Origin of the sequence: Bacteroides sp. AM16-13 (genome assembly GCF_003602705.1) — a bacterium.
In the GTDB taxonomy this organism is placed as follows: domain Bacteria; phylum Bacteroidota; class Bacteroidia; order Bacteroidales; family Bacteroidaceae; genus Bacteroides; species Bacteroides xylanisolvens.
Genome location: NZ_QTLK01000035.1, coordinates 1,042 through 17,855, shown reverse-complemented (window position 1 = coordinate 17,855; position 16,814 = coordinate 1,042). Strand labels below are relative to the sequence as shown.

At 44.0% G+C, this 16,814-nt stretch carries 16 protein-coding genes; 10 read left to right on the top strand and 6 right to left on the bottom strand.

Annotated features, from left to right (window positions below; translation table 11 throughout):
- Positions 1–42: 42 nt before the first annotated feature.
- On the bottom strand, positions 43–1,356 hold the full coding sequence (locus DW173_RS21460) for a TIGR01777 family oxidoreductase (protein WP_120067493.1): 1,314 nt from the start codon (positions 1,354–1,356) through the stop codon (positions 43–45).
- 152 nt (positions 1,357–1,508) lie between these two features.
- Between DW173_RS21460 and DW173_RS24025 the strand changes: the two genes are divergently transcribed.
- The 3 genes from DW173_RS24025 (at position 1,509) to DW173_RS21450 (ending at position 3,595) form a co-directional block, all read left to right on the top strand.
- Positions 1,509–1,646, top strand: a complete 138-nt coding sequence (locus tag DW173_RS24025) for a hypothetical protein (protein WP_153882624.1) — start codon at positions 1,509–1,511, stop codon at positions 1,644–1,646.
- Between the two features lie 21 nt (positions 1,647–1,667).
- A complete protein-coding gene (locus tag DW173_RS21455) occupies positions 1,668–2,648 on the top strand; it encodes a lytic transglycosylase domain-containing protein (protein ID WP_008021109.1) in 981 nt (326 codons plus the stop codon).
- 77 nt (positions 2,649–2,725) lie between these two features.
- A complete protein-coding gene (locus DW173_RS21450) occupies positions 2,726–3,595 on the top strand; it encodes an ion transporter (protein ID WP_008021108.1) in 870 nt (289 codons plus the stop codon).
- 3 nt (positions 3,596–3,598) lie between these two features.
- On the opposite strand, the gene DW173_RS21445 is transcribed toward DW173_RS21450, so the two are convergent.
- A complete protein-coding gene (locus tag DW173_RS21445; protein WP_120145196.1) occupies positions 3,599–3,967 on the bottom strand; it encodes a DUF2809 domain-containing protein in 369 nt (122 codons plus the stop codon).
- Positions 3,968–4,142: 175 nt separating this feature from the next.
- Here DW173_RS21445 and DW173_RS21440 point away from each other — a divergent pair, with 175 nt between their 5' ends.
- Positions 4,143–4,811, top strand: a complete 669-nt coding sequence (locus DW173_RS21440; RefSeq protein ID WP_004314765.1) for an MgtC/SapB family protein — start codon at positions 4,143–4,145, stop codon at positions 4,809–4,811.
- A gap of 86 nt (positions 4,812–4,897) precedes the next feature.
- On the opposite strand, the gene DW173_RS21435 is transcribed toward DW173_RS21440, so the two are convergent.
- Positions 4,898–5,671 carry a TIGR03915 family putative DNA repair protein gene (locus tag DW173_RS21435; protein WP_120145195.1) on the bottom strand — a complete coding sequence of 258 codons (774 nt, stop codon included), beginning with the start codon at positions 5,669–5,671 and terminating at the stop codon, positions 4,898–4,900.
- A gap of 227 nt (positions 5,672–5,898) precedes the next feature.
- On the bottom strand, positions 5,899–7,161 hold the full coding sequence (locus DW173_RS21430) for a putative DNA modification/repair radical SAM protein (RefSeq protein WP_004314762.1): 1,263 nt from the start codon (positions 7,159–7,161) through the stop codon (positions 5,899–5,901).
- Between the two features lie 279 nt (positions 7,162–7,440).
- Between DW173_RS21430 and DW173_RS21425 the strand changes: the two genes are divergently transcribed.
- The 6 genes from DW173_RS21425 to DW173_RS21400 all read left to right on the top strand — a co-directional run bounded on the left by DW173_RS21425 (position 7,441) and on the right by DW173_RS21400 (position 12,055).
- Positions 7,441–7,716 carry a DUF4248 domain-containing protein gene (locus DW173_RS21425; protein WP_087318900.1) on the top strand — a complete coding sequence of 92 codons (276 nt, stop codon included), beginning with the start codon at positions 7,441–7,443 and terminating at the stop codon, positions 7,714–7,716.
- Positions 7,717–8,289: 573 nt separating this feature from the next.
- A complete protein-coding gene (locus tag DW173_RS21420) occupies positions 8,290–8,910 on the top strand; it encodes a hypothetical protein (protein WP_120145194.1) in 621 nt (206 codons plus the stop codon).
- A gap of 17 nt (positions 8,911–8,927) precedes the next feature.
- Complete coding sequence (dnaB, locus tag DW173_RS21415; RefSeq protein WP_120145193.1) at positions 8,928–10,289, top strand: replicative DNA helicase; 1,362 nt, start codon at positions 8,928–8,930, stop codon at positions 10,287–10,289.
- A 190-nt stretch (positions 10,290–10,479) separates the two neighbouring features.
- Positions 10,480–11,004: an HU family DNA-binding protein gene (locus DW173_RS21410; protein ID WP_120145192.1), complete on the top strand. Its 525-nt coding sequence runs from the start codon at positions 10,480–10,482 to the stop codon at positions 11,002–11,004.
- Between the two features lie 274 nt (positions 11,005–11,278).
- A complete protein-coding gene (locus DW173_RS21405) occupies positions 11,279–11,602 on the top strand; it encodes a hypothetical protein (RefSeq protein ID WP_004314756.1) in 324 nt (107 codons plus the stop codon).
- A gap of 3 nt (positions 11,603–11,605) precedes the next feature.
- The gene (locus DW173_RS21400) at positions 11,606–12,055 is read left to right on the top strand and encodes an N-acetylmuramoyl-L-alanine amidase (protein ID WP_120145191.1); all 450 of its coding nucleotides are present in this window, start codon (positions 11,606–11,608) and stop codon (positions 12,053–12,055) included.
- 418 nt (positions 12,056–12,473) lie between these two features.
- Here the strand turns inward: DW173_RS21400 and DW173_RS21395 are convergent, their stop codons facing one another.
- Together DW173_RS21395 and DW173_RS21390 are read right to left on the bottom strand one after the other, a co-directional pair.
- Positions 12,474–15,335: a hypothetical protein gene (locus tag DW173_RS21395; protein ID WP_117684257.1), complete on the bottom strand. Its 2,862-nt coding sequence runs from the start codon at positions 15,333–15,335 to the stop codon at positions 12,474–12,476.
- Between the two features lie 373 nt (positions 15,336–15,708).
- Positions 15,709–16,647, bottom strand: coding sequence for a tyrosine-type recombinase/integrase (locus DW173_RS21390; protein WP_008021086.1), 939 nt, complete (start codon positions 16,645–16,647; stop codon positions 15,709–15,711).
- Between the last annotated feature and the right edge of the window lie 167 nt (positions 16,648–16,814).

Here is a 16,814-nt window from a genome sequence, read left to right as displayed (position 1 = left end):
CTAGATTTATTATATAAACTAATTATGAAAGCATATTTATAATCAAAATTGTTCTATCCATTGCAACCGGTTGGTATCGTAACCGCGGCGTTCGGCAGCGGTGACGAGTTTCTTTTTGATTTCCTCGGGCAGTTGCGGCGCGCGGCTTAGTATCCAAAGATATTTATCGGTGCTGCTGCCTACAAGGGCATAGTTGTAATTCTCTTCATCCAGCTCCAATATGTAATAATCAGAGTAGAAATTAAGGAAGAAAGAGACTTTCAGTTTACCCGGTTGCGCGGGATCGGGTATCTTGGCGTGTCCGTTGGCAGTCTTGCAGATATCATAAGGAGAATTGCGCTTGCACCCCCGGTTCTCCACACGAATCGTACCGTCGGGACGAAGCGTGTAAGTGGCCGTGACATCTACCAGCCCGTGTTCAAAACGGTTCTCGTAGCGGGCTATTTCGTACCAAAGTCCCATATATCGATTCAGGTCGAGAGAGGGGACCGTGGTGTGATCCGTACCTTTAAAAAGACGTTCGACAGTAGGGATGGAAAAACGGAACCCGGCTTCCGTCAGACGTGTCGGGCGGACTTTCTGACCGGCTGTAAGGAAAGAAGCCGCTTCACCGTAAAATATACGGAAAGCCCGCTGCGGAGCAACAATCGTTGTCCATGCCTGATAAGCTTTTCCCATCTCACGGGTAAAAGAATATTGCGAAATCTGTTGCGGAGCGACCAGATTATACACACCCCGCGTTTCTTCATGGGCAATAAAAAACTCCATGGCACGGCAAAGGTCGTGCATGGCTATCCACGGGAAAGACTGGGTGCCGGGACCGATGGCGGTAGCTACCTTCGTGGCTTGCAAAGGACGAAGCATCTGCTGCATCGCTCCCCCATCCGGAGAAAGCACTACGCCAAAGCGTGTAATGACGAGCCGGGTAGGTTGGGGACAGTGTTTGGCTTCTTTCTCCCATGCATAACAGAGATCGGAAAGAAAACCGTCGCCGCGGGTACGGGTATATTCGTCCGCTTCCACTTCCGGAGGATAATAGCCCACGGCAGAAGCTGAAATCATCAGTTTCGGTTTTGTCTTGACGGCATTTAACGCACGGATAATACGGTGCGTTACCACAATGCGGCTGTTGAACAATTCCTGTTTGTACTCCGGTGTCCAACGCTTATTGATGGGTGCGCCAGCCAGGTTGATGATTACGTCGCAATGCGTCAATGTCTGAATCAAATGTCCGGACATACCTTCGCGGAACATCGATCTTCCCAAGGGAATAATCCGGTGTCCGCCCTTTTCTGTGAGATAATTGGAAAGATGTTTACCTATATATCCGGTAGCTCCGGTCATTGCTATATTCATCTTGATTCATTATTTATTTTAACTCTACTAGAAAAACGTATAAAATGCAAGAAAAGTTCTTTGAAAAAAACAAAATGGGGCTATCTTTGCAAGGCAGACTTTAATACTGAAAGAAAAAAATCTCTGAACAGACTGACAAAGAGAGAGAAAATTTGTTCTATCAAATAAAGGAGACGATGAACGGCATCTACAAACAGGGCGGACGGAATACAGAAAGCGATCTGTTTGGAGAGAATGGCAAGTATGTGAACAGTCCGACAAAGTCTGAACAAGAAACTGAATGGTATTAACTGAAATAATGAAATAAATAAATGAAGAAACAAACTAAAATCAACTATATTCTTACGCTCATATTAGTATTTTGCATCGGCGCATCCATTCCTGTATTGACAGGCAGCAGCCAGGTGACCGAACAACATTCCGCCAAATCGGAAGTTCCTTATTGCGTCACCTCGCCCACCGTTCCCGCCCAGGTTACTTTTGACGGAGAAACCATTGACCTCCGCCGCTATGACCGCCGCGAACGGATGGATCGTGAGATGATGGCTTTCACCTATATGCATTCCACCACCATGCTACTGATAAAACGTGCCAACCGATACTTCCCCATCATAGAACCGATACTGAAAGCCAACGGCATCCCCGACGACTTCAAATACCTGATGGTAATCGAAAGTAACCTGAACAACATCGCCCGCTCTCCGGCAGGAGCAGCAGGACTGTGGCAGTTTATGCCCGCCACCGGACGGGAATTCGGACTGGAAGTGAACGACAACGTAGACGAACGCTACCACATTGAAAAAGCAACCGTAGCCGCCTGCAAATATTTCAAACAAGCGTATGCCAAATATGGAGACTGGATGGCTGTCTCCGCCGCCTACAATGCCGGGCAGGGACGTATCTCCTCCCAACTCGACAAACAACTGGCAAGTCATGCCATGGACTTATGGCTGGTAGAAGAAACTTCCCGCTATATGTTCCGCATATTGGCAGCCAAAGAGATATTCAACAACCCGCAACGTTACGGTTTTCTGTTGAAGCGGGAACATCTGTATCCGCCCATTCCCTACAAAAAGGTGACCGTCTCCACTAGCATCAATGATTTGAATGATTATGCCAAATCACAAGGTATCACATACGCACAACTCCGTGATGCCAACCCCTGGCTGCGCGACACCTCATTAAGGAACAAGACCGGAAAGACATACACCCTCTATATTCCCACACAAGAAGGTATGTATTACGATCCGAAAAAAACAGAGGCTTATAATAAACAATGGGTCATTGACTGAAAATCCTCTCCCCTAACCTCTTTCTACAAGAAGATGCCGGAGGAACGTCCAAATAGCATTTAGTATGAACTGTTAGTATGAAACTGAAAGAAAGAATCCATCGTTTTTTACATGACGAAAAACTGAAACGAAAGTTGTACGTCATCATCTTCGAATCGGACACTCCCGCCGGGAAACTGTTCGACGTGATTCTGATCGGCTGTATTCTAGTCAGCGTACTGCTTGTCATCATCGAAAGCCTGAAAGGACTTCCCAGCTTTCTGACGACTCCGTTCGTCATTATGGAGTACCTTTTCACCGCTTTCTTCACTTTCGAGTACCTGACGAGAATCTACTGCTCGCCCCGTCCCCGGAAATACATATTCAGCTTCTTCGGAATCGTAGACTTGCTAGCCACCCTTCCGCTCTACATCGGCCTGCTCTTCCCCGGTGCACGCTATCTGCTCATCATCCGTGCTTTCCGCCTGATACGGGTATTCCGTGTCTTCAAGCTCTTCAACTTTCTGAATGAAGGCGAACGACTACTCACCGCCTTACGCGAAAGCAGCAAGAAGATTGCGGTATTCTTCTTATTTGTCGTCATCCTGGTGACTTCCATCGGCACGCTGATGTATATGATTGAAGGAACACAACCCAACTCACAGTTCAACAACATCCCGAACAGCATTTACTGGGCTATCGTCACCATGACTACCGTAGGCTATGGAGACATCACCCCCGTCACCGGTCTCGGTAAGTTCCTTTCCGCCTGTGTCATGCTAATCGGTTACACAATTATTGCCGTACCGACAGGGATCGTATCTGCCTCCATGATGAAAGACTACAAACGCAGAAGAGACAAAGAATGTCCCAACTGCCATCGCTCCGGACACGAAGACAATGCCGAGTTTTGCAAATATTGCGGACATCATCTGAATCCGTCCGAAACAGACGTGGAAAAGAAATAAATTTTACAACTTATGCTGAAAGAAACGCTCGAATAAAACAATAAACACACAGCCTACCGCATAACAAGCTATGTCCGCCCAATCGAACGTAGAGCCCAGAATGATTCTGGCTGCACGGTTCGTAATCCCCAATGTTTCCACCAACCGGAAGTATTGCAGCACTTCCACAAAACAGGCAAAAAGAAAGACATAAAACGGCATCCGCGGAATTCCTGTCGGGAGAAATATCCTCGCAAAACTATACACCAGCACTACCACCAGCATATCTCCGACATAAGGACGTATGAAATTGTCACGCACATATAAAGCTATCAATACCTCGATGCAAAAGATCAGCAGAAAACTGATTATATAAAAAAATCTTTTCTTCATTATTCACTCAATCACAGGGTTAAACATTCATTTGAGTCTGCGAATATACGATAAAATAGATCGAATACGTTCAAATATTACTAAATGATTGATCCATAAAAGAGAAATAATTGTATATTTATAGTTCCAAGTATTTTTCCACAAACAATAAAAAAACAGAAAGGAGATTGAACACATGATGTTGAACATAGATTTCGTCATTCGTTTATTGGTCGCCGGCATACTGGGGGCGATCATCGGACTGGATCGTGAATACCGTGCCAAAGAAGCCGGATACCGTACTCATTTCCTCGTATCACTAGGCAGTGCCCTGATTATGATTGTTTCCCAATACGGATTTCAGGAGATTATAAAAGAAAGCAGTGTCACGCTCGACCCCAGTCGTGTGGCAGCTCAAGTCGTCAGTGGCATCGGATTTATCGGTGCGGGAACCATCATCTTTCAAAAGCAGATTGTACGCGGACTGACTACCGCCGCAGGAATCTGGGCAACTGCCGGTATCGGACTGGCAGTAGGCGCAGGAATGTACACCATCGGCATTGCTGCCATGGTATTGACCCTCATCGGACTGGAATTACTTAGTTACCTGTTTAAAAGCATCGGAATGAAAAGCTCGATGGTTTCTTTCTCTACTTCCAACAAAGACACTCTGAAACAGATAGCGGACAGATTCAACTCTAAAGACTACCTGATAGTCTCTTACGAGATGGAAACGTTGCATAAGGGCGAAGCAGAGTTTTATCAAGTGAGTATGGTCATCAAGTCGAAACGAAATAACGATGAAGGACATTTGCTTTCATTGATACAGGAGTTTCCGGAGGTAACAGTGCAGCGAATTGAATAAGTCCCTTTACAAAAAACAATAGAGACAAGAAAAGCAGAAGAAACAAGGAGGAGTATTTTAATTCTAAAATATAAAGAAATGAAACCCTATTTCTGCTTTTCCGTCAGATACTTCCAATAACGTACAGGCATATCCTGCCTGTGCTTTCTCGGATTCATACGTTCTTTGATACAAATGGCCTTGAAATAAGTTTTCCAGAGTTGTTGGAAAAGTTTCTCATCCTTGTCCATCAGACTTTCATCCAGCATCCCCGTAATCAGATGGGATTCACGGCTGTCATCATCAAACGAGACGGTTGTCACCTCCTGCAAGTCATAATAAAAACCATAACGGCGTTTCATGTCGTAGATAATCCACTTCTGATCGGCAAAACGGTCTTTGAAATGGTGAACGGTAAGAGGAAGCGCATTATACTGCGGTTCGAAAGCCGCAAAGAATGTACCATCCGCAGCTTTCTGAAAACGGACAAACTGCATCAGGTGCACACGTTCGCCATCCACTTTCTTCCATATTTGCGCCAATCGCAAAACATCCGGATCGCCAAAATTGGTTTCGATGGAACGGGGTGAGTCGATCGCTTTACGGATATAACGAAAAATGAGCATCCCTACCTCCGGAAGCTCCGACAGCCAACTTTGTGTGAGGCAGCCCAAAGCAGATACAGAGACTTTCTTCTGCAATCCCCGCCACACACGCCCTGCCTTTTCTTCATCAGTAACTACGGTATGCAACTCATCATAAAATAAGGGCAAAGCATCTCCTTCCGACAACAAATCATCGGGAAAGGTCTTGCGAAAATAGGCGTCGAACACAGCAGTCAGCAGACCATCAAAGCTTTTATCGTAAACGAAAATTTTCAAGATTTATGATTTATGATTTATGATTTATGGGTTATGAATTATGATTTATGATTTATGATTTCTGGGTTATGATTTATTTTTAGGCACGGATTACAGGGATTAATGCGGATTCTTTGCAGCAATGACAACACCAAAAACCGTGTAATCCGTGTAATCTGTACCTAATTATTATATAAGCTAATCAACATACTTAGTAATTCGTTTAATCAGAATTCATAAATCATAAATCAGAAATCAAATCGTAACTGGCGTTCATCCACTTTCTTTTTTGGTTTCGGGAGCAATAAGCTGCGTACCCGTTGCGGCGAAAGTTCGTTCACAGTCAGCATTTGGAGAGGCAGTTCTTTGCAGGTAATGAAATATTGCGCCTTCTTCATCACCACTCCTATCTTCTTCAGTTCATAAAAACCCAGTCGCGAAAAACGGCGGGAGGCGACAATCAGCTTCGCCGACTTCACTCCCACTCCCGGCACACGGAGCAACATTTCGTAGTCCGCTTTGTTGATGTCGACAGGAAACTGTTCGGGATGGCGCAAAGCCCACGAGAGTTTCGGGTCTATCTCGAGGTCGAGATCCGGATAGGCATCATCCACAATTTCGTCCACCTTGAATTGGTAAAAGCGCAATAACCAGTCAGCCTGATAGAGCCGGTTTTCACGTACCAAGGGCGGTTGCTTCAATGCCGGAAGACGTTTATCGTATGTATTCACAGAAACGTAGCCCGAATAGTAGACACGCTTCATGGTAGGCCGTCCGTAAAGAGCCGACGAAAGGAAAAGAATATCTTTATCCGACTCGGAGGTAGCGCCTACAATCACTTGGGTACTTTGTCCCGCAGGCGCGAAACGGGGTGCATGGCGAAACTTCTGCCGTTCTTCCTTACTCTCCAACACACCTTGCTGAATGTATTTCATCGGAGCAAATACACTTTTATGATCTTTCTCCGGTGCAAGGAGTTTCAGGTTTTCTTCTTTGGGAATTTCGACGTTGACACTCAAACGGTCGGCATACAGCCCGGCCTCATTCACCAATTCACGACTGGCACCGGGAATACTCTTGAGATGAATATAACCGTTAAACCGGTACACTTGCCGCAAATCTTTGGCTACACGCACCAGTCTCTCCATCGTATAGTCCGGATTGCGGACCACTCCGGAACTAAGAAACAACCCTTCAATGTAGTTACGACGATAGAATTCCATCGTCAGTTCCACCAATTCCGAAACGGAAAATGTGGCGCGGGGAAGATCGTTGCTACGCCGGTTGATACAGTAGGCACAATCGTAGATACAATAATTGGTAAGCATGATTTTCAATAGCGAGATACACCGCCCGTCCTCGGCAAAGCTGTGGCAGATCCCCCATCCTCCGACAGTGTTTCCCAGCGTGCCCGGCTTATTGGAGCGCACCGTACCACTGGAAGAACAGGAAACATCGTACTTGGCAGATTCCGCAAGTATCTTCAGTTTAGCTAAGACGTTTTCGTTCATAATTCCCAATCTTGATTCTTTTCGCAAATATACGATTTAATTTGAGACGCGTATAGAAGAAAAAAAGTTTAGCAAATATATCAATACAAAACAAGTCAAATTTTATGATACAAAAAGCTACGCTTACAAAATGAGTTTACCATATACAATATTTTATTACATAGATCAAATAATAGAACAAAATAAATTAATTATTTTATCATAACAAATATATTTTCATTAACTTTGCAAAGTCAACACATGAAGTGTTGCATTAATAAACAATTTAATTTTACACAAATGGAGAATCCAAACGAAAACGAAGAAGAAATGGAAGAACGAGAATGGGTTATCAATGGTTTTAAAACCTTCTCTGCCATAGCGCAGGAGTATTTTCCCGAATATTCTAACGCTGACACAGCCAGCAAAAGAATGAGAAACGAAATAGAACTCGACAAACAGCTCTTCGATGAATTAAAAGCCGCACATTACGTACACGAAACAACGCGTCTAAGTCCGAAACAACAGCAGATCCTTTTCATGACTTGGGGACCGGAAAAAATAATCCTACGTTAGCGCATCACCCATAAGTAAAGATTTACTGCATCCTGACACCTCCGAAAACACAGAAAAAACGTGTTGAACGAACTATATTATATAGATTATTATATTTTAGTATTTATATATGTTCGGTTGGTGGTTCGCCTACTTTTTTTCGAGCGTTGCAAACGCATGACAGACAAGCAGTTGAGTCACCTCCAGGGGGTGTTCGTTTGGCTGTTCGATTTTTTGTCAAAAAAAATACTAAAAAGAAAGCCGCATGTCCCCGAATAGAGCCTCTATTTACGGCAAACAGAGGTTCTATTTCTAATAAACAGAGGCTCTGTTTCATCCCAACAGAACCTCTGTTTTTCTATTCATTCCCCCAATCTCATCTTTTACACCCGCGCGGTGTCACACAGAACAACATTATTTCCGTCCTACAGCCCCCAATACAGCCCAAATACCACCATACCGTTCAAAACACCTTCATTCCAGCCAAAAAAGATTTGCACGAACAGCCATTCATACACTACCTTCGCAGCCGCATCCGACAATGTATGCACATGGGAATAACCCCAAACAACAAGTAAATAAAAATACGCCTCAATGAAACAACTTCCAGAAAACCTCCTGCACGAAGGCTACATCCTGATTCCCAAAGCACTGTTAAAACGCCAGATAAACGATAAAGCTCCGGGAGAATTGGAAGCGCTCCTCCAAGTCCTGATACACGCCAACTACTCGGAAACCACGTACAAGATTCAGCAGATCGACATCGTATGCCAACGCGGAGAATCCGTCATCAGCCAGCAACACTGGAGCCAACTCTTCCAATGGAGCCGATCCAAAACCCTCCGCTTCTTTCAAAAAATCCAGGAAGAGGGCATTATCAAGATCATCCCGCACCAGAAAGGAATCTTCCACATTCATATCAACAACTATGATTTCTGGACCGGCTGCATCTCTCCGGAAGCCCGCGAAGAAAAAAAGAAAGAAAAATCCGAAGCGTTCGACGTTTTCTGGGATAAATATCATGAAACGATGCAAAAACCCAAACAGTACGTCGCCCGTGCCCGCCGCGAATGGGACAAGCTCACCAAAGAGGAACAACGGACAGCCATCGACCACATCGAGGAAGTCTACTACCACACCAACGACACACGTTTCATCCCCCTCGCCGCCACCTACCTGAAAGACAAGGCTTTCTTAAACGAATATATAGACTAAAAAAACATCGAAAAGAAATGCAACCACACGCCAGCGAACTCGAAGAAGCCATCATTGGAGCCTGCCTGATAGAACAGGAGGCCCTGCCACTCGTAGCCGACAAGCTACGTCCCGAAATGTTCTACGACGATCATCATCAGCTGATCTTCGCCGCCTTGATAGCTATGTATCAGGCAAACAAAAAGATAGATATTCTCACCGTCAAAGAAGAGCTCACCCGTCGCGGAGTGCTCGAAAAGATAGGCGGGCCGTATACCATCGTACAACTAAGCAGCCGGGTAGCCTCCTCCGCCCACATCGAGTATCACGCGCAAATCGTCCACCAGAAATATCTGGCACGCGAAGCCGTAGTCGGCTTCAACAAACTCCTCACCTGCGCCATGGATGAGACAATCGACATCGACGACACCCTCATCGACGCGCACAACCTGCTCGACCGTCTCGAAGGCGAATCCGGCCACCACGACCACATGCGCTGCATGGACACCCTAATGACCGACACACTGAAAGAAGCTGAATTGCGTATTGCCAAAAGCGTGAACGGCGTCACCGGCATCCCCACCGGACTGACCGAACTCGACCAGAAAACAGGCGGTTTGCAGGATAGCGATCTGATAGTGATAGCCGCACGGCCTTCCGTAGGTAAAACGGCTTTTGCCCTGCACCTGGCACGCAGCGCGGCAATGGCGGGCAATGCGGTGGCCGTCTACAGCCTTGAGATGCAAGGGGAACGCCTTGCCGACCGATGGCTGGCAGCAGCAAGCAACATTAATCCTTACCGGTGGAGGAACGGAATACCTACCTCACAAGAGATGGAAAATGCCCACACCGCAGCTTCAGAACTGTCGGGACTCCCCATCTACGTGGACGACAGCACTTCTGTCAGCATGGATCACATTCGCTCAAGTGCCCGGCTACTGAAGAGCCGCAATCAGTGTGACGCAATTATTATCGACTACCTGCAACTCTGCGACATGACTACCAAGCAGGCCAACCGCAACCGCGAGCAGGAAGTGGCACAAGCCACCCGGAAAGCCAAGTTGCTAGCCAAGGAGCTGCATATTCCCGTCGTATTGCTTAGTCAACTGAACCGCGAGTCGGAGAATCGTCCCGGAGGACGTCCGGAACTGGCACACCTGCGCGAGAGCGGAGCTATCGAACAGGATGCGGACGTCGTTATGTTGCTTTACCGACCGGTGATGCAACGCGTCGTCACCGACCGGGAAAGCGGTTACCCGACAGAAGGACTGGGGGTGGTTATCGTTGCCAAGCAGCGTAATGGAGAGACTGGGAATGTATATTTCGGGCATAATCCGTCGATGACAAAAATATATGACTATGTTCCGCCATTGGAATATTTGGAAAAACATGCTAAATAAAACGATCTATTGTATAAATAATCAAGACAATTTATCGAAATAGTATTGATACATATCCGGTATAAAACTTTTTATATTATCAGAGAAAATAAAACCATATTTACTTGACTTTGCCTCTCTGATTTTGTATATTTGTAGTATCAAAAAGAAAACATATAATTATTCACTTAAACCTTAACTTTTCAAATTTATGGATGTATTAGTAGAACGCTATCAGCGCAGAAAGTATGTAAATCAGGAGGATGCTCCGTTACTGTATTACATACGTCAGAAATCGGGCAATGTAAGAGTGATGGACGTTGATACGATGGCTACCGCCATCGAAAGTAAATCGTCACTGACTGCCGGAGATGTGAAACACACCATCGAGGCATTTGTGGAACAGTTGCGTCTGTCGCTCACCCAGGGCGACAAGGTGAAGATTGACGGATTGGGTACGTTCCACATCACGCTGACTAGTGACGGTACGGAGAGTATGAAAGATTGTACGGTGCGCAGCATCCGCCGTGTCAATGTCCGCTTCGTTGCCGACAAAGCGTTGAAGCTGATGAATTCGAGCCATACGAGTACACGAAGCGAAAACAACGTGGACTTCGTTCTGGGCGGAAAGGGAGATGGAAGCGATTCCGGAAACGGTGATTCGGACGATGGTTCCGGCAGCGGTTCGGGGGGCAATAAACCGGGCGGTGGAGAAGCACCGGATCCAGCAGCGTAAATAGGCTGCCCGCACTACCTTCTTTGGCAGAATGAAACTTCATCCTTAGAAAAAACAGTATCACATGGTTTCAGGAACTGATCCATGTATGGTTCCTTGCCATGTGGTTGCTGTTTTTCTGTTTTTCTCTTTCCCGCATTTTCTCATGTTCTTTATTTCTCCATTTTCTTTCATTCTCGTGTTTTTTTGTTTTCCTATTTTTAGTTTTTCTATTTTTAGTTTCTCTTATTTTTTAATTCTCAATCTTTAATTTTTAATCTTTAATTCAAGAAAGATGTTAGACAAAATCATTGATATTATTACAGCCATCCTCCCTTTTTTCGGAGGTCGCAAAAAACGTCAGCAAATGATGCAGGACGTCAAAGAGTTCAGCGAACTAGTAAAAGAGCAGTATGGCTTCCTTATGAAGCAGCTCGAAAAGGTGCTAAAAGACTATTTCGATTTGAGCGACCGTGTGAAGGAAATGCACTCGGAGATTTTTTCATTAAAAGGCAAACTTTCGGAAGCTGTCACTTTACAGTGTGTCAATAAAGAGTGTATTCAGCGCAACAATGGTTCCGAATCCGCATCATCATCCACTTCTTTAATACCTGCCTAACGCATGAGAACTATTAATCTGATTGTCGTTCATTGCTCCGCTACCCGCGAGGATAAATCTTTCACCGAACATGATTTGGACGTTTGTCATCGTCGCCGCGGCTTCAATGGTGTGGGTTATCATTTTTATATTCGTAAGAACGGGGATATTAAGTCTACCCGTCCGTTAGAACGGATCGGTGCGCATAGCCGTGGTTTCAACCGGGAAAATATCGGTATCTGCTATGAAGGCGGACTGGACTGCATGGGACAGCCGAAAGACACGCGCACTTGTTGGCAGAAACACTCGCTACGGGTTCTTATCCTGACTTTATTAAAGGATTTTCCGGGATGCCGTGTCTGCGGACATCGTGATCTTAGTCCCGATCTTGACGGAGACGGTGAGATTGAACCGGAAGAGTGGATCAAGGCTTGCCCCTGTTTTAATGCTGAAATGGATTGGGATAAAGAATAAGTCTCTTTTTTCATTTACATACTCTATTATTAGTTGTTATTGGTTAATTGTTATTGGTTACTAATCAAGAAAACCCGGACTTTCGCAAGCCCGGGTTTTCTGCATCTTGAGAACGTCTCCTTTACCTATAGGGAAATGGGGGACTAGCAATTTGATTCTAGTACAACAAAAAGACGCTCCAAGAGTAAAGATAAAAGGGATGCCAGTGGGAAATGTGGGGAGGCATCCCTTTTCTAAAGAAGAACAAAGATGGAAGGATTGACTTTCACAAGCCATATCCTTCGCTTTGTTTCTTCTCGGCATATTCTTCACACGAGGGTGAAGAAGGGTTTTATTATCTATAAAAGTTATCTATTCAAAAGCTCTCTCTACTAATGAAATAAGAGGGATAGCTTTTAGAAAAGAGTTATTATCATATTTACTCAACCGTTACAGTTATTGTCGTAACATCACCTGTTGAAGGGATTACTCCTCCCCATTTAGACTTAACTGTTACTTCTACAGTTGCCGTCAAGCCGTCTCTAGATGGCATATCCTTACCAGCTTGAGAGTATGACAACTCGCCGGCATCAGTAACTTTAAATTTATCGGCATTGTCTCCGACAACTTTGAAAGCAGGAGCTGTAAGACCGTACATATCAAGAGCATCAACCGAATTAGCAAATCCATTAGAATTATTTCCAGTTACACCAGTTCCAGCTTCCCACATCTTCTGACCTCTATAGTCTTTCCAAACAGAGCCTGTAGCTAAATCAACAGTAGAGGTTTTATCAGATGCTATTTTTTGTGTAAGGTTAGTTGGTGCAGTCCATGCGCCGCTCAACTTAGCATCAGGAACGAGTGTTACAGTATATACCGCATCTTTCTTTTCACCACATTTCACTGTAGCTGTCACTTTTACAGGTGCTGCATAGTCCTTATTAATAATCAGTTTTGGAGCACCTGAGAAATCTACTCCAGTACCTGTTGCTGCAAATTCAATAGTACCACCTGCATCTGTAACTACCTTTTTGTATACATCACTATAGTTAGGGAATAATGTAGAAACATCTCCGACCTCTACAGCAATTTCAGTAGCCTGTGCTGCATCTACACCTGCATCGACCTTTTGAGGAGAAGCTACAGTAGTCAAAGCAACGTCTGCCAAAGACTTAACTGTAACGGCGGCCTTCACTGTAATTGTCTTCACAGAAGATACAGTTATCACTGCTGTAGGATTATAAGTGCCGACTTTTGTAGCACTAGGCACTGTTATTGTCAAGGCGTTCTCATTACCGCGAGCAAAAGTTACACCGTTATCTGCACCAGTTACATCAAAAGCACTAGCTGCCAAAGCTTTATAATCAGCTTCCGTAATAGCTCCTTTGTTATACAAATCAACCATATTGATAGTATATGTCTGCACGCCATTACCTTTCCAAGTACCTTCGAAGCTATATGCTATTTCTTTATTGTCCGTTTTCTGTGTAATAGTCACTTTACCTCCAGTAGTCAAACTTGTGGTGACAGGAGCATCAACACCTGTAATTGCAGTCTTTGCATCAACATCAACAGTCTGACCTACCAATCCTACTTGACCAAAGGCAGTCTCCGCTAATGTCACTTTACCTGTTGTTGCATCAATAGCAAAATATTGCTTGTTAGCACCAGTCAATTCAAAGGTTGTATTGAATACTCCCTTGAGTCCTGCGGGTATATCCGTATAGGTAGTTGAAGCATCAGCATCGGCAGTAGTCTTATCATCATAGAAGACAGCTTGTTCCTTACCATCTTTGCTGAATGTCAGACTTGACTTATTATCATTATATATAATGCTTCTGTCCGTTTCACCAGTTATATACTTAACCTTGTAGCCAGGAGATAAATATTTGGTCGTCATCAACACAGGGAAGTAGTTTGATGTAATCTCTGTCAGTACTTCCTTACTGTTATCCTTCACCATCAGACACAATGCATAGTTTTCAGATGCACTAGTAGTACTCAAAGGAATAGTGATAAGACCTGTAGGTTCACCACCCTCTTTCTCTACTGTCACCTCACCTACTTTGAAGATATTCGTATTCGTAGAACGTGTCTTTTGCGCATCCATAAGAAGGCTATACTTTCCTGTCTCAAAGCCTAGTGCTGCTTTTGCAGGCGAAACGCGGAATGTAACAGTCAAGTCTTCACTGCGTGAGATGATAGAATAGCTTGTAGCACTCGAATTCTTCTTAGCATACAAAGTGGTAAACTCTTCTGTACCGGCTGTATTCTTCGGAACATATACCACGCTCTGTACCATTGCTTTGATAGCTTCGATGTCAATACCATGTTGTTTCACGTCACCAACCAACTGCTCGAAAGTGAAGTCGGTAGTTTTCATAGCTTCATTGATAGCATCTTCTACTTCACTCTTCAAATTGGAAGGAGTAAACATCGTCTCATAGTTTGAACGCAATGTCTCGATCTGGTTCAGCACTGCCGCAAAATCGGCATACTGTCCCGGATTCTTTTCCAAGAAACTGTTTATAGCATCTTGAATATCTTCCAAATCATCCAATCTAGCAAGAATACCTTTGTTTGTTGCATCACCATCCAATGCTTTAGTGAGCTTATCTTGAATTTTAGTTAACGCACCATCTTTTCCTGTAATAGCTGTAATAGCATTGTTCACAGAAGTAAGTTCTGTTGCAATGGCAGTGCTTACGGCATTATTGATATATTCTACAAGATCTTTACCATCAAGTTTCTCTGCGATTGTGCTATTGATAAAAGCAGACAGCAATTCGTCAGTTTTTGCAGCTGCGCTGATTACTTTGTTGTTCTCGTAGTCGGCTACAAAATTCAGCAAAGTCTGAATATCACCTTCGGCACCAGTCAGTTTGTCATAGCTTTCCTTCAATGCTTTGAGAGTTGCATCGTTAGCATCTACTAAAGTCTTCAGTTCATTTTGTTTACTAGACAATTGCGTTGCAAGTTCTTTAGCTGCTGTAGCATCCCCCTGTGCGGCAGCCAGTTTAGCTTTTAAGTCTGCAATTTCAGCCTCCAATGCTTTAATAGAGGCATCCTTGTTCTCCAGAGCTTTGGACAGTTTGTCGATTTCTGTAGCCAACTCCGTTTTTGCAGCTGCAATGGCGGTTTTCATATCCTCAATGCTAACGGGATTTGACGTGTTGATCTTATCAATCTGCTCCTGCAGATTTTTCACATCATCGTCGTAGTCCTTACAACTTGTTATAGTTGTACTTACTGCAAGCGTCAATGCCCCGAAGAGCATCACTTTCACAAATTTTCTTTTCATAACTACTTAAAAATTACATTAATAATATATTATTAAACACTAAGTTTCAATAATAGACTGCCCGTTACTTTGTAGGTAACGGGGAAACCTTTGTGCCTGCTCTTCCAGAGTAGTCAATACTGAAAAATGGTATGATATGCAATGAAACATTTTTACCCCTGCTTCTGAACAGCAGTAGAGGGAGGGAGATCTTTTGCAAAATTTAGAAGTTAACAAAGCCCTAATACAAAGAATCCGCGTGTTTTATTTGGTTAATTCCTATTTTGAGTAGTTTATTAGAAAAAATGTATGATTTCGTTTGGTTGTTTTAAGAAATATGCTCATATTTGCACCGATATTCATTCCCGTTACCTACAAAGTAACAGAATAATTTTCAAGCGATTACGCCTACAACAGAGCGTTTCACGAAGTCAAGAACTTGTTTATTTGCTTCATCAATTTTCTTACTCCGGAAAGGTTTCAAATAAGTCTCCGTCACAGTGATAGACGAATGCCCCATCGCTTCGGAAATAATGCCCGGATGAATTTCACAATAATAAGCTGTCGTAGCCCAGGTATGGCGGGCGGTGTACGAGCTCAACTTATCGGATAATCCCAATAATTCACCTAGCAACATCAACTGTTGGTTAAAGCTGCGCAATGCCAACTGATATTCGCGATACGCCTCTTTAGTTCCTTCACGGCTTTTCAACAATGGAAATAAATAGGGAGAAGAAGGATCACGATTCATATACTTCTTCACCAGGATCATCGCTTCGGGAGTCAATGTCACCGACAATGGTCGTCCTGTCTTACGTCTGCGATACGTTATTACGTTATCACGCAAATCACTCTTACGCAAATAAGCGAGATCGACAAACGGCATACCACGAAGCGAAAACATCAGAATGAATAATTCTTGCGCCTGGCATACAGCAAATGGCACACCGGACGTACGAGACAATTTTGCAAACACCTTCTTCATATCGTCATCACACAACGCACGTTTATGATCGGCACGAGTACCGGTATAAACAGAACGGAACAGATGAGGCACATAAGGAGCTTTCCCAAGATCGACGGCACGATTGTAAACCGCACGAAACGTACGCAGATAAGTGGAAACGGTGTTCCAGCTACAACCACGACTGCGAAGGTAAACTTCGAATCCCTTCAGCCACTCCGAAGTTACTTCACTAAAAAGCAAATCTTCTTCCCCACAATAAGCAATGATGGCATTCAGACTGCTACGATAAACATGCGCAGTACCGAAGTTTCCCTCCACCTGTAGCCCCATGGCTACCTGCTTCATAAATGTTACTACTTTCAACATTTCTCAATTTATTAATTTATTCGACAATAAAGATACAAGTATTCTCGCTATTACCACCCGGATAGTTCCAAAGATATTCTATCATTTATATAACAGCCATCCATCAATATTCATTTTTTATTGTTACTTTTGTGAGAAAATGAAAGAGTTATGAACCAACCAGTAAA

Excerpts from the sequence above, each read along its gene's own strand:
- DW173_RS21460 (WP_120067493.1), bottom strand. The coding sequence starts at position 1,356 with ATGAATATAGCAATGACCGGAGCTACCGGATATATAGGTAAACATCTT.
- DW173_RS21455 (WP_008021109.1), top strand. The coding sequence starts at position 1,668 with ATGAAGAAACAAACTAAAATCAACTATATTCTTACGCTCATATTAGTA.
- DW173_RS21450 (WP_008021108.1), top strand. The coding sequence starts at position 2,726 with ATGAAACTGAAAGAAAGAATCCATCGTTTTTTACATGACGAAAAACTG.
- DW173_RS21445 (WP_120145196.1), bottom strand. The coding sequence starts at position 3,967 with ATGAAGAAAAGATTTTTTTATATAATCAGTTTTCTGCTGATCTTTTGC.
- DW173_RS21440 (WP_004314765.1), top strand. The coding sequence starts at position 4,143 with ATGATGTTGAACATAGATTTCGTCATTCGTTTATTGGTCGCCGGCATA.
- DW173_RS21430 (WP_004314762.1), bottom strand. The coding sequence starts at position 7,161 with ATGAACGAAAACGTCTTAGCTAAACTGAAGATACTTGCGGAATCTGCC.
- DW173_RS21425 (WP_087318900.1), top strand. The coding sequence starts at position 7,441 with ATGGAGAATCCAAACGAAAACGAAGAAGAAATGGAAGAACGAGAATGG.
- DW173_RS21420 (WP_120145194.1), top strand. The coding sequence starts at position 8,290 with ATGAAACAACTTCCAGAAAACCTCCTGCACGAAGGCTACATCCTGATT.
- dnaB (WP_120145193.1), top strand. The coding sequence starts at position 8,928 with ATGCAACCACACGCCAGCGAACTCGAAGAAGCCATCATTGGAGCCTGC.
- DW173_RS21410 (WP_120145192.1), top strand. The coding sequence starts at position 10,480 with ATGGATGTATTAGTAGAACGCTATCAGCGCAGAAAGTATGTAAATCAG.
- DW173_RS21405 (WP_004314756.1), top strand. The coding sequence starts at position 11,279 with ATGTTAGACAAAATCATTGATATTATTACAGCCATCCTCCCTTTTTTC.
- DW173_RS21400 (WP_120145191.1), top strand. The coding sequence starts at position 11,606 with ATGAGAACTATTAATCTGATTGTCGTTCATTGCTCCGCTACCCGCGAG.
- DW173_RS21395 (WP_117684257.1), bottom strand. The coding sequence starts at position 15,335 with ATGAAAAGAAAATTTGTGAAAGTGATGCTCTTCGGGGCATTGACGCTT.
- DW173_RS21390 (WP_008021086.1), bottom strand. The coding sequence starts at position 16,647 with ATGTTGAAAGTAGTAACATTTATGAAGCAGGTAGCCATGGGGCTACAG.